Source organism: Massilia sp. 2TAF26 (assembly GCF_052115005.1).
GTDB lineage: Bacteria > Pseudomonadota > Gammaproteobacteria > Burkholderiales > Burkholderiaceae_D > Telluria.
On the sequence record NZ_JBFRFV010000029.1, the window covers coordinates 25,597 to 37,979 of the forward strand.

The window sequence follows — 12,383 nt, forward strand, 5'->3', positions numbered from 1 at the left end:
TTTTCCATATTTTCTCGAATATGATGGAAATTATGAAGCACTTTCAGGGGCTGCGTCGATAAAATTTAAGGATGAGAACTCCTTCGGACCCCACCCTGACCGGCGCGCAGCTGCTGCTGCGTTGCCTGATCGACGCCGGCGTCGATACCGTTTTCGGCTATCCCGGCGGCGCCGTGCTTCCCCTCTACGATGCCTTGTACCTCGAACCGCGGCTGCGCCATGTGCTCGTCAGGCACGAGCAGGCGGCGGTGCATGCCGCCGAGGGCTATGCGAGGTCGACCGGCCGCCTTGGCGTCGTGTTCGTCACCTCGGGACCCGGCATGGCCAACACCACCTCCGGCCTGCTCGACGCCCTGTGCGACTCGGTGCCGGTCCTGTGCATCAGCGGCCAGGTCGCCACGAACCTGATCGGCACGAACGCCTTCCAGGAGTGCGATGCGCTCGGCATCTCGCGCACCGTCACCAAATGGAATGCCCAGGTCCGCAGCGCGGACGAGATCGTGGACATGGTCGGCGCCGCGGTCCGGCAGGCGACCCGGGGCCGCCCGGGGCCGGTGCTGGTCGACGTGCCGAAGGATGTCCAGCTGCAGCCAGTCGCCGTGTCCGCGCCGCGCTCGCTGGCCGCAAGCCCGCCGTCCGTCCCGCAGTCCCTGGTGCCGGACATTCCGGGTGCGCTGCTGGAACAGGCGGCCAGGCTGATCGCCGGTTCGCGCCGTCCCGTCTTTTACGGCGGCGGAGGCTTGACCGCTTCCGGCAGCGCGGCCTGCGCCACGTTTGCAGACCTCGTGCGCATGAAAAACGCGCCGTGCACGCTGACCCTGATGGGACTCGGCGCCTTTCCGGCATCGGATCCGCGGTGGCTGGGCATGCTCGGCATGCACGGCACCCTGGAAGCCAACCTGGCGATGCACGAGGCCGACCTGGTGGTCTGCGTGGGGGCGCGCTTCGACGACCGGGTCACCGGCAAGCTCGATCAATTCTGTCCTGACGCGCGCATCGTCCACATCGACATCGATCCGGCATCGATCGGCAAGATCGTGCGCGCCGACGTCGGTCTGGTGGGCGATTGCCACGCGGTCCTGGCGGCCCTGGAGCGCGAGCTCGCCGCCATGCAGGCCGAGGTCGCGTCCACGGACGCGTGGTGGCAGCGCATCCAGGCATGGCGGGACGTGGACTGTCTCGGCTTTGCCGCCACGTCGCCGACGATCGTCCCCCAGCAATTGATGAAGACCCTGGCCGGCGCGCTGGACGGACGGGACGCCATCGTCTCCACGGACGTCGGCCAGCACCAGATGTGGGCGGCGCAATACCTTCCCTTCGATGGGCCGCGGCGCTGGCTGACCTCGGGCGGCGCGGGGACGATGGGCTTCGGCATCCCGGCCGCGATCGGCGCCCAGATCGCGCATCCGGAAAAGACGGTCGTGTGCGTGAGCGGCGACGCCTCGATCCTGATGAACATCCAGGAACTCGCCACCGCCGTGCAGCATCGCTGTCCGATCAAGGTCGTGCTGTCGAATAACGGCTGCATGGGCATGGTCCGGCAATGGCAGGAACTGCATCACGGCGCCCGCTATAGCCACAGCTATGCGGAGGCCCTGCCGGATTTCCCGGCGCTGGCGCGCGCCTTCGGATGGCAGGCGCGCCGGGTCGCCAGGGCGGACGAGCTCGACGACGCGATCGCCGAGTGCATGTCGTCGGAAGGTCCTTTCCTGCTCGACGTGGTGGTCGAACAGGCCGAGAACTGCTTCCCCATGATTCCGGCTGGCCGCGGACACCACGAAGTCATGCTGTCGAAAGACCGGACCTACGAAAGCGGCCGATGACGGCCGGCTACCTGAAGCGCATCCTGGGCGCGCAAGTGTATGAGGTCGCGGGCGTGACGCCGCTGGACATGCTGCCCTCGCTCTCCCAGCGCCTGGGCAACCGTATCTGCCTCAAGCGCGAAGACATGCAGAGCGTCTTCAGCTTCAAGCTGCGCGGGGCCTACAACAAGATGGCCAGGCTGTCGCCGGCGCAGCGCCGGCGCGGCGTGATCTGCGCATCCGCCGGCAATCATGCCCAGGGTGTGGCGCTGGCGGCGGCCCGGCTGGGTTGCCGGGCGCTGATCGTGATGCCGACCACCACGCCGAGGATCAAGATCGATGCGGTGGCAAGGCGCGGCGGTCCCTGCGTCGACATCGTCCTGCACGGGACCTCCTATACCGATGCCCACGACCACGCGGCCGCGCTTGAAAAAGAGCAGGGGCTCGTCTTCGTCCATCCTTTCGATGATCCGGATGTGATCGCCGGCCAGGGGACAGTCGGCATGGAAATCCTGCACCAGCACCGGGACCCGATCCATGCGATCTTCGTCGCCATCGGCGGCGGCGGGCTGGTCGCCGGCATCGGCGCCTACGTCAAGGCCTGCCGGCCGGACATCAGGATCGTCGGCGTGCAGACCGTCGATTCCGATGCGATGGCGCGCAGCCTGGCGGCGGGCGAGCGCATCGCGCTGCCGGAAGTCGGACTGTTCTCCGACGGGACCGCCGTCCGGCTCGTCGGCGAAGAGACTTTCCGCATCGCCAGGCAGGTCGTGGACGAGATCGTCCTGGTCGGTACCGACGAGGTCTGCGCGGCCATCAAGGAGGTGTTCCAGGAGACGCGCAGCGTGCTCGAGCCGGCGGGCGCCCTGGCGGTGGCCGGGCTGCAGGCCTATGTGGAACGTGCCGCGCTGGCTGGCGCGCCGGTCCGGGACCAGACCCTGGTGGCGGTCGCCGGCGGCGCCAACATCGACTTCGACCGCCTGGGCTACGTGGCCGAGCGCGGATCGAACGGGTGGGCAACAAGCTGCGCCCGATGATGCCGTGGATTGCGAAGAACAAGCTGGTAGATCAGTCGAAGAACCAAGTACGGCCTGTTGGCTGTTGAGCCCTCATTCCCGTTTTCGCGGCAATGACGTGAAAGCATTGCAAACCAGATATTCCAGCTGACTTTATTTTTGTCAATTAGTTAATAACAATTTTATATCGTTATGATCCGAGGATCAAGGTGAAGGAGTGATGCAATTGCAAAAATTGCATCATGATAACCTCATCCCTTATCCCTTCCCTGGCCTGGTCCCGCTGCCTCGTCTTCGCAGCGGCCAGCTTCTTCCACCTTGCGGCCGCTGCCGCTCCGGCGCAGCGCATTGCACCGGCGCCGCACGAGCACCAGGAATTCGAGGCGACCCTGGACGCGCCCTATCGCGGCGAGGCCCGCGGCGCCGAATCACGCACCTTCCGCCTGTCCTTCGATTACCCTGGCCTGCAGGGCCGCCGCAGCGTGCACTGGCGCCTCGAGTTGATGGCGCCGAACGGCCGCGAAGTGGCGCGCTGGCAGGGGCAGGCGAACCTGACCGGGCGGCCGGTCGACGTGCCGGTGCGTTGGCAGGGTAAATTGGCGAAGGGACTGCCTGCGCCCGGCGTGTACCGGGTGCGCCTGCACGCGACGGCCGGGGATGAAGCGGTCGAGCAGTCCTGGGACATCGCCGTCGGCAACCCGCCGGCGCCCGCGCTGCCGGCTTTTTCTCCCATGCCGGGCCGGCGCAAGGTGCTGCAGGCGGCGCCGGCGGCGGGTGCGCTGCCGTTCACGGTCTATTACGGCAACCTGCACAGCCAGACCAGCCACAGCGACGGCGGCGCCGCCCTCGATAACTGCAAGGGTGCCCAGGACCCGCAGACCGCGCCCTTCGGTCCGGATACCGCCTTTCCCTACGCCCGCGAGCATGGCCTGGACATGCTGATGGTCTCCGAGCACAACCACATGTACGACGGCTCGGACGGCACCAAGCTTGATGCCGATCCGGCCGCGGCCAGGGCGCTGTACCAGTCCGGCCTCGGGATGGCGCGCGCGTTCAACGAGCAGCATCCGGACTTCCTGGCCCTGTACGGCATGGAGTGGGGCGTGATCAGCAACGGCGGCCACCTGAACATCTTCAACAGCGACGAGCTGCTGGGCTGGGAAAAGAACGGCAAGGGCGAGCTGCTGGCCGACACGCTCAGCAGCCGCAGCGACTACGGCGCGCTGTACACGCTGATGCGAAAGCAGGGCTGGATCGGCCAGTTCAACCACCCGGCGCTGAAGGACCAGTTCAAGGTCGGCGGCGTGCCGCTGGCCTGGACGGCGGACGGCGACGAGGCGATGGCGCTGTGCGAAGTGATGAACACCTCGGCCTTCTCCACCAGCGACAAGGAGGGCGAGACCCGCCGCAGCAATTTCGAGGCGGCCTGCAACAAGCTGCTGGAAGCGGGCTACCACGTGGCCTTCAGCAGCAACCAGGACAACCACTGCGCCAACTGGGGCAGCTCATACACCAACCGCACCGCGGTGCTGGTCCCGAACGGCGTGCCGCTGACCCGCGACAGCTTCATCGACGCCCTCAGGGCGCGGCGCGTGTTCGCGACCATGGACAAGGCATCGCAGATCGTATTTACCGCCAACGGCCACCTGATGGGCGAGCGCATCGACAACCGCGGACCGCTCCGGCTGTCGGTGCAGTTCGCGAACGATGCCGGCCGGCGTGCGGCCACGGTGGCGATCATGGAAGGGGTGCCGGGCCGGAACGGCAACGTGAGCCAGCTGGCGGGGCAGGCGAGCGTCACGCTGACGCCGTCGCCGGGGCCGCATTTCTACTATGCGAAGCTGACCCAGGACGACGGCAAGGTCTTGTGGTCGGCGCCGGTCTGGGTCAACCAGGCGGGCGACTAGAAGCCCAGGTTCTTGCCGAGGCCGAACAGGGTCGCCAGGCCCAGCACCACGAAGATCAGGGCCGCGATGCCGTGCACGAGCTTCAGCGGCACGCGGCCGGCGATGCGGTCGCCGAAGTACACGGCCGGCACGTTCGCCAGCATCATGCCCAGGGTGGTGCCGGCCACCACCGCCACCGCGGAGGGATAGCGCGCGGCCAGCGCCACCGTCGCCACCTGGGTCTTGTCGCCCATCTCGGCCAGGAAGAAGGCCAGCACGGTGGTGAGGAAGACGCCCAAGCGCGCCGGCGTCGTCTCGTTCTCGTCGATGTCGTCCGGGACCATGATCCAGGCCGCCATGCCGATGAAGGCCAGGCCCAGAACCCAGCGCATCACTTCGGGACCGAGCAGCTTGCTGACCAGCGCGCCGACCGCGGCGGCAAAGGCGTGGTTGGCGATGGTGGCGGCGAAGATGCCGAAGACGATGGGCAGCGGACGGCGGAAGCGCGCGGCCAGCAGGAAGGCCAGCAACTGGGTCTTGTCGCCGATTTCGGCGAGGGCGACGATGCCGGTGGAAACGAGGAAGGCGTCCATTGAAGCGACAGGGCGGGGAAAGGCAAAGGGGCGATCATAGCAGAGGCGGGCGGCGCCTACCTATCGGGACGGGTTCCGAAGTGCTATCCTGCTCGCGCCTGAATTCAGCTTCCGACCATCACGCCAAGGAATCCCACAAGTGCACTCCATGAACCGCATCGCAGCAGCCCTCCTGATCGCATTCTCCGGCGCCGCCCTGGCGCAAGTTCCCGCCACCGTCCCGGCTTCCGTGCCCGCCGCCAGCAGCACGGCGCCGCTCCAGCTGAACCATCTCGACGCCGACGTCGAGCGTGTCATGAAGCAGTTCGACGTGCCGGGCATCGCCATCGCCATCGTGAAGGACGGCCAGGTGCTGGCCGCGCGCGGCTTCGGCGTGCGCAAGCTGGGCGCCCCGGAAAAAGTCGACGGCAAGACCCTGTTCGAAGTCGCCTCGAATTCGAAAGCCTTCACGGCCGCGGCGCTGGCGATGCTGGTCGACGAGGGCAAGCTGGCCTGGGACGATCCGGTCACCAAGCACCTGCCTGACTTCCAGATGTACGATGCCTACGTCACCCACGAGATGACGGTGCGCGACCTGCTGACCCACCGCAGCGGCCTGGGCCTGGGCGCCGGCGACCTGCTGTGGTGGCCGACCACCGGCTTCTCGACCGACGAGATCATCCACAAGCTGCGCTTCATTCCGCCGGCGACCAGCTTCCGCAGCAGCTATGCCTACGACAACCTGCTGTACATCGTGGCCGGCAAGATCATCGCGGCGAAGTCCGGCAAGAGCTGGGGCGAGACCATCCGCGAGCGCATCCTGACCCCGGTCGGCATGGCCACCACGACCACCAGCCTGCTCGAGAACGAAGGCAACCCGAACGTCGCCAACGCGCACAGCAAGATCAACGACAAGATCGCCGCCGTGAAGGCGATGCCGGTACCGAACGCGGTCGGCGCGGTCGGCATCAACACCAACGCCGAAGACATCGCGCGCTGGATGAACGTGCTGCTGGCGCAGGGCAAGCTGGGCACCGGCGCCGACGGCAAGGAAACACGCCTGTACAGCGCCAAGCAGGCGCGCGAACTGTGGACCGCGCAGACCCCGATGCGCATCAGCGAGCCGAATCCCAAGCTGGCCGGTACCAAGCCGAACTTCGCGGCCTACGGCCTCGGCTTCCAGCTGCGCGACTACCACGGCAGGCTGCTGGCCATGCACAGCGGCGCGCTGCAGGGCTTCTATTCGAAGGTGGTTCTGGTGCCGGAAGAGAAGCTGGGCATCGCCATCCTCACCAATGCCGAAAGCGGCGGCTCGCTGAACGCGCTGCAGTGGCAGCTGCTGGGCCGCCTCGTGGACCGCGACGACAAGACCGACTGGATCGGCGCCGTCGCCGCCGTCGAGGACGAGATGCACGCCAAGGAAAAGGCGCGCCTGGCCAAGAACAGCGCCGCCCGCGCCGCGAAATCCCAGCCGTCGCTGCCGCGCACCGCCTACGACGGCGACTACCAGGACCCGTGGTACGGCATCGCCACCATCAAGCACGTCGGCGGAAAACAGATCCTGTCGCTGACGCGCACGCCGGACCTGAGCGGGGAAATGGAGCACTTCCAGCACGACACCTTCATCGTGCGCTGGAAGGAGCGCAACTTCAACGCCGATGCCTACGTGACCTTCGCGCTGAACCCGGACGGCAGCATCGAGCGCATGAAGATGCAGCCGATTTCCACCGAGACCGACTTCAGCTATGACTTCCAGGATTTGAACTTTACGCCGGTGAAGAAGTAAGGATCAGATCGGCGGCACCGGATTGAACCCCGAAATCGCCCGATACTTCCCATCGCTGTAGCGCAGTACCTGGCGCTGGTCGATGGCGCTGGGTGGCGCGGCGTGGGATTCGGCGCGGCTGATCGCGCCCTGGTAGCGGATCACGAGGTCGCCCGGCTGCTCGCGCGAGGGCTCGATGCTCCAGTCGCTTTCGATGGCATAGCAGTCGTGGCCGTCGGGCGGGGTGCGGTCGTCGTCCGGGTGGGTGTCCTGCGGGTGCGCCTTGATCAGCGGCTGCAGGCGGCGCATGCAGTCGCCGGTACTGTCGACGTTGATGCCCGACAGCGCCATCTCGACCACCGCTTCGTGGTGCACCGTGCCCTTGTCCAGTTCGTACAGCGACATCCAGGTGCCGCAATAGCCCTGCCAGCAGCTGCCGTATTCCACTGCGATGCCCTGGCGCTGGCCGGACAGCGGCACCGCGCGCACATTGGCCCCGCCGAAGAAGCCGCGCAGCGCGAACACGCCCTGGCGGCCCACGACCTTCCACTGGCCGCCGCTCTGCTCGAACTGGTAGGCGGCCAGCGCCATCGGCGTCGTATGGTTGACCGCGGGCGTGCTGCCTTCTTCCGACGGCACCAGGCCGGCAATCAAGGTCAGGTGCGAGGCATCGGTACGCAGCAGCAGCCGCGGTTCGGCGACTACCCGGTTCGTTCCCGCGGTCCAGCCGCCGTGGCCGGCCTTGCGGGACATGCCGGGCAGGCGCGGCAGGCTGACGGTCACGACCCGTCCCGCCGGGTTGTCGCTCCAGCCCGGGAAGGCCAGCGCCGCCAGCCTCGCCGGCGTCACGCCGGGAGCGGCGTCGGCCGCCGCCTGCGGCGATGCCGCCAGCGCCAGTCCGGTCGCCGGCGCCAGGCCCAGCCAGGCCATCCGCTGCAGGAAGGACGCTCGCATGCTCAGATCTTCTTGCCGTTCCAGATATCCATCATGTCGGCCGATCCCTGGGAACGGATGCCGTTGTCGGACAGGATGCCCTCGGTGGCGGCCACCATCTCCTTGCGCGGCAGGACCATGGTCTCGCCCTCGCGCTGGTCGAAGCGCAGCACCACCATGTCGTCCTTCAGGTCGCGCAGCAGGGCCACCAGGTGGCGCAGGCTGCGCACCGGCACGCCGTTTACCGACTCGACCACCGCGCCCATGCGGTTGCTGTAGCCGGCCACCAGCTTGTGCGGGAAGAAGGGGGAGCTGATCACCACCAGTTCCTCGTGCTGGGCGTCGGGCGAATCGCCGCGGCGCGTGACCAGCGGGCTGGCGTTGAAACTGAAGCCGTTCAGCGCGGCCGCGTTGGCGGTGATGAAGGACAGGTACTCGGCGGTGGCGCGCGTGAACACGATCGGGCCGTACACGAAGTAGGACGGGTAGCCGCCGGCCAGGTCCGGGATCAGGAGCTGGCGCGCGCCGCCAACCGGCACCTGCACCTGCATGGTCTTGCCGTCGCGGACGATGGTCAGCGGCACCTTGCCGTCCTTCGCCACCTGCTGCACGCGGTACTGGAAGCGCACCCGCAGGTTGGGACCCAGCTTGACCATGCCCTGGTTGTCGACCGGGTGCTCGCCGATGCGGGTGATGACGTCCCATTCCTTCAGCGGATAGGCGGCGTCGCTGCGCGCGGGACGGTGCACGACCGCGCCCTCGACCGACCTGTCGAGCTTGAGGTACTGGCGCAGCACCGGATTCTCCAGCGTCTGCACGCTGTCGAGCAGCAGCGGCTTGCCGTCGTAGCGGCCGTCGGCGACGTCGCTCAGGAACAGCTCGATCTCCTCGTTCGGGATCACGTAGCCGATGTTGTTGGCGCCGGCCACGCCGGAGAAGGCCAGGCCGATCATCTTGTCGCCGGCGATCACCGGGCCGCCGCTGTTGCCGGGATTGATCGGGGCGTCGATCTGCACCCGCAGGCCGGCGTTGCCGAAGCCGTAGGGGACGAATTCGACGCGCGAGACGATGCCCTTGGTGATCGACAGCGAGTTGCCGCCGACCGGATAGCCGTAGGCGAACACTTGTTCGCGCACGTCCGGCAGCACGCTGGCGCGCGGCAGCGCCGGATGCTTGTTGAAGTAGGACTCGTCGTCGAGCTTGAGCAGGGCCAGGTCCATCCCGCGCGCCACCGCCACCACCGTGGCGGCGACCTTGTCGCCGTCCTGGCTGGCCTGGATCTCGACCTGGCTGGCGTAGCCGACCACATGGGCATTCGTGAGAATCCGCTTGCCCTCGATGATCACGCCCGAGCCGGTGACGTCCTGCGGCGTGGCCTTGGTCCAGGGTTTATACGGGTCGGGGCGGCGCAAGGTCGAGAAGATCTTGACGACCGAGTTTTCGACGCGAGACGGAATGGCGGATTTGGTCGGTGCGGCCTTCGCATCGAGGTCCTGGGCCTGGACCTGGGTCTGGACCATCGCACAGGCGGCGGCAAGCGCTGCGGCGGCAGCGAGTCGGAAAAGTGTCATGCGTCTCTTTGAATCGGAAAGATTGCTGAGCGAATATACACCGTGGCGAAGCGTGAAAGTTCACAAATACTCACCACGGCGTGACATTTACGGTTTGACGAACTTGAGGGTCATGCGGTCGCTTTCGCCGATGGCCTGGTATTTGGTGCGGTCCTCGTCGCGGTTGGCCAGGGTCGGCGGCAGGGCCCACACGCCGCCCTTGTGGTCGGCCTTGTCCTTCGGGTTGGCGTTGATCTCGGATTTCCCAGCCAGCTTGAAGCCGGCGCTTTCGGCCATCCTGATCACATACGACTCATGGATGTAGCCGCTCGTGGCCTTGGCATCCTGCGGCATGGATTCCGGCAGGCGGTGGTCGGTCACGCCCAGCACGCCGCCCGGCTTCAGGCTGGTGTACAGCGCCTTGAACATTTCCTTGACCTTGTCGTCGCCCAGTTCGACGAAGTTGTGCACGTTGCGGAAGGTGAGCACCATGTCGACGCTGTTTGGCGGGGCGAAGTTGTAGATGGCCTTTGGTGGATTGAAGGCGCCCCGCACGACCTTGTCATACACCGCCGGGTTGGACTCCAGCAGCGTCCTGGATATGAGGCCGGCGCCGATCAGCTTGCCGTCCTGGCGCAGGTAGGGCGCCAGGATCTCGGTGTACCAGCCGCCTTCCGGCAGCAATTCGACCACCGTCATGGTTGGCTTGATGCCGAAGAAAGTCAGCGTTTCGTAAGGATGGCGCCAGGTGTCGCGCGCCACGTTGGCGCTTGAGCGGTGGCTGCCGGCGATGGCCGCGCGCAGTTGGGCGTCGTCGGCCTGGTTGGCGGCCAGCGCCGTGCCGGCCAAGCCTGCCAGTACGGCGGCCAGGATGAATCGTTTCATGTCTCGGTCTCCAATGTCGGTGGGGTAGCGGCGCCATGCCGTGCCCTCCGCCGATCATCGGGCAGGCCCTAGTTGTCGTCAAGTAAAGATTGCGTATGTATTAAACCTGTCCGACCGGACACCTGCCGGACACAGGGCGGACGCGGCCCGCGCGGACACCGTCCGCCCTGGCCGCGCTGGCAAGCAGGAACCCAGGCACCTGGCATAAAGATTGCCTATTCAAGAACTTTACTTGCTGCTATGGTTCAGCAGATAAAGAGAAGAAGTAAAGCGCAGCACAACAAGAGCGGTCCGCCCGCCGGACCACTGTCCACCTCAGGAGACGTCATGGAACGCCGTACCTTCCTCAACATCAGCGGCCTGGCTTTCGGCACGATGCTGGTGCCCGTATTCGGCCGCGCGATCGCCGCCGAAGAGCTGCTCAATCCGATGCCGGTCGCGGCCAAGAAGCTGCTGGCCGACACCGCGCTGAACGCCGCCACCAAGGCCGGCGCCAGCTACTGCGACGTGCGCATCGGCCGCTACCTCAACCAGTACGTGATCACTCGCGACCTGAACGTCGAGAACGTGGTCAACACCGAGTCGGCCGGCATCGGCGTGCGCGTGGTCTGCAACGGCGCCTATGGCTTCGCCGCCACCAACGACATGAGCCCGGACGGCGTGGCCGGCGCGGCGCGCCAGGCGGTGGCGATCGCCAAGGCCAACGCCAAGCTGCAGCTTGAACCGGTGCAGCTGGCACCGGTGAAGGGCGTGGGCGAGGTCTCGTGGGCGACGCCGGTACAAAAGGACTGGCGCACGGTGCCGGTCAAGGAGAAGGCCGAACTGCTGATCGCCGCCAACAAGGCCGGCATGGACGGCGGCGCGACCTTCATGAACTCGATGCTGTTCCAGGTGAACCAGCAGAAGTACTTCGCGTCCACCGACGGCTCCTACATCGACCAGGACATCCAGCGCATGTGGGCGCCGCTGACCGCCACCGCGGTCGACAAGGGGACCGGCAAGTTCCGCTCGCGCCAGGGCCTGTCGGCGCCGGTCGGCATGGGCTACGAATACCTGGCCGCGCGCAAGGAAGACAAGATCAAGGCCGCCGGCGGCGTCGCCACCCTGTACACGACATCCTATGACATCGTCGAGGACGCCCGCGCCGCCGGCCGCGACGCCAAGCGCAAGCTGACCGCCAAGAGCGTCACCCCGGGCAAGTACGACCTGGTGCTGTCGCCAGAACACCTGTGGCTGACGATCCACGAATCGGTCGGCCACCCGACGGAACTCGACCGCGTGCTGGGCTACGAGGCCAACTACGCCGGCACCAGCTTCGCCACCCTCGACAAGTGGGAAACGAAGAAATTCAACTACGGTTCGCCGCTGGTGAACATCGTGGCCGACAAGGTCACCCCGGGCTCGCTGGGCGCGGTCGGCTACGACGACGAAGGCGTCAAGTGCAAGCGCTGGGGCATCATCAAGGACGGCATCCTGGTGAACTACCAGGCCACGCGCGACCAGGCCCACATCATCGGCGAGAAGGAATCGCACGGCTGCTCCTACGCCGACAGCTGGAGCAACGTGCAGTTCCAGCGCATGCCGAACGTCTCGCTCCAGGCGGGCAAGAAGAGATTGAGCCCGGACGAGATGGTCAAGGACATCAAGAAGGGCATCTACATCGTCGGCGACGGTTCGTTCTCGATCGACCAGCAGCGCTACAACTTCCAGTTCGGCGGCCAGCTGTTCTACGAGATCAACAACGGCAAGATCGGCCAGATGCTGGAAGACGTGGCCTACCAGTCGAATACCCAGGAATTCTGGAATGCCTGCAGCGCGCTGTGCGACGAGCGCGACTGGCGCATGGGCGGCTCCTTCTTCGACGGCAAGGGCCAGCCTCCGCAGATCTCCATCGTCTCGCACGGCGCCAGCACCGCGCGCTTCAACGGCATCAACGTCATCAACACCGCCCGCAAGATCGGCTAAGGCAGGGAG

General features: G+C 66.5%; 8 protein-coding genes and 1 pseudogene. 5 read left to right on the forward strand and 4 right to left on the reverse strand.

Annotation, left to right across the window (positions count from 1 at the left end; translation table 11 throughout):
- Window positions 1-71: 71 nt before the first annotated feature.
- From ilvB to AB4Z32_RS22815, 3 genes and pseudogenes are all read left to right on the forward strand, one after another.
- Window positions 72-1,823: a biosynthetic-type acetolactate synthase large subunit gene (gene ilvB, locus AB4Z32_RS22805; protein WP_442124156.1), complete on the forward strand. Its 1,752-nt coding sequence runs from the start codon at window positions 72-74 to the stop codon at window positions 1,821-1,823.
- Window positions 1,820-2,815: pseudogene (gene ilvA / locus AB4Z32_RS22810) on the forward strand (threonine ammonia-lyase, biosynthetic); the annotation flags it as partial. The gene ilvB and the pseudogene ilvA, both read left to right, overlap by 4 nt.
- A gap of 245 nt (window positions 2,816-3,060) precedes the next feature.
- Entirely contained in the window at window positions 3,061-4,725 is a 1,665-nt protein-coding gene (locus AB4Z32_RS22815) for a CehA/McbA family metallohydrolase (RefSeq protein ID WP_442124157.1), read from the forward strand.
- On the opposite strand, the gene AB4Z32_RS22820 is transcribed toward AB4Z32_RS22815, so the two are convergent.
- Entirely contained in the window at window positions 4,722-5,297 is a 576-nt protein-coding gene (locus AB4Z32_RS22820) for a TMEM165/GDT1 family protein (RefSeq protein ID WP_442124158.1), read from the reverse strand. The two genes, AB4Z32_RS22815 and AB4Z32_RS22820, sit on opposite strands and share 4 nt — an antisense overlap.
- Window positions 5,298-5,445: 148 nt before the next feature.
- Between AB4Z32_RS22820 and AB4Z32_RS22825 the strand changes: the two genes are divergently transcribed.
- Window positions 5,446-7,062, forward strand: coding sequence for a serine hydrolase (locus tag AB4Z32_RS22825; protein WP_442124159.1), 1,617 nt, complete (start codon window positions 5,446-5,448; stop codon window positions 7,060-7,062).
- A 3-nt stretch (window positions 7,063-7,065) separates the two neighbouring features.
- Here the strand turns inward: AB4Z32_RS22825 and AB4Z32_RS22830 are convergent, their stop codons facing one another.
- The 3 genes from AB4Z32_RS22830 to AB4Z32_RS22840 all read right to left on the reverse strand — a co-directional run bounded on the left by AB4Z32_RS22830 (window position 7,066) and on the right by AB4Z32_RS22840 (window position 10,409).
- Entirely contained in the window at window positions 7,066-7,995 is a 930-nt protein-coding gene (locus AB4Z32_RS22830; RefSeq protein ID WP_442124160.1) for a hypothetical protein, read from the reverse strand.
- 2 nt (window positions 7,996-7,997) lie between these two features.
- Window positions 7,998-9,545, reverse strand: coding sequence for a trypsin-like peptidase domain-containing protein (locus AB4Z32_RS22835; protein ID WP_442124161.1), 1,548 nt, complete (start codon window positions 9,543-9,545; stop codon window positions 7,998-8,000).
- A gap of 87 nt (window positions 9,546-9,632) precedes the next feature.
- On the reverse strand, window positions 9,633-10,409 hold the full coding sequence (locus tag AB4Z32_RS22840; protein WP_442124162.1) for a class I SAM-dependent methyltransferase: 777 nt from the start codon (window positions 10,407-10,409) through the stop codon (window positions 9,633-9,635).
- A 327-nt stretch (window positions 10,410-10,736) separates the two neighbouring features.
- On the opposite strand from AB4Z32_RS22840, the gene AB4Z32_RS22845 reads away from it, so the two are divergent.
- The gene (locus AB4Z32_RS22845) at window positions 10,737-12,374 is read left to right on the forward strand and encodes a TldD/PmbA family protein (RefSeq protein ID WP_442124163.1); all 1,638 of its coding nucleotides are present in this window, start codon (window positions 10,737-10,739) and stop codon (window positions 12,372-12,374) included.
- Window positions 12,375-12,383: the final 9 nt, after the last annotated feature.

What these genes read in the sequence shown, in the direction of transcription:
- ilvB (WP_442124156.1), top strand. Translation starts at nt 72, where the DNA reads ATGAGAACTCCTTCGGACCCCACCCTGACCGGCGCGCAGCTGCTGCTG.
- AB4Z32_RS22815 (WP_442124157.1), top strand. Translation starts at nt 3,061, where the DNA reads ATGATAACCTCATCCCTTATCCCTTCCCTGGCCTGGTCCCGCTGCCTC.
- AB4Z32_RS22820 (WP_442124158.1), bottom strand. Translation starts at nt 5,297, where the DNA reads ATGGACGCCTTCCTCGTTTCCACCGGCATCGTCGCCCTCGCCGAAATC.
- AB4Z32_RS22825 (WP_442124159.1), top strand. Translation starts at nt 5,446, where the DNA reads ATGAACCGCATCGCAGCAGCCCTCCTGATCGCATTCTCCGGCGCCGCC.
- AB4Z32_RS22830 (WP_442124160.1), bottom strand. Translation starts at nt 7,995, where the DNA reads ATGCGAGCGTCCTTCCTGCAGCGGATGGCCTGGCTGGGCCTGGCGCCG.
- AB4Z32_RS22835 (WP_442124161.1), bottom strand. Translation starts at nt 9,545, where the DNA reads ATGACACTTTTCCGACTCGCTGCCGCCGCAGCGCTTGCCGCCGCCTGT.
- AB4Z32_RS22840 (WP_442124162.1), bottom strand. Translation starts at nt 10,409, where the DNA reads ATGAAACGATTCATCCTGGCCGCCGTACTGGCAGGCTTGGCCGGCACG.
- AB4Z32_RS22845 (WP_442124163.1), top strand. Translation starts at nt 10,737, where the DNA reads ATGGAACGCCGTACCTTCCTCAACATCAGCGGCCTGGCTTTCGGCACG.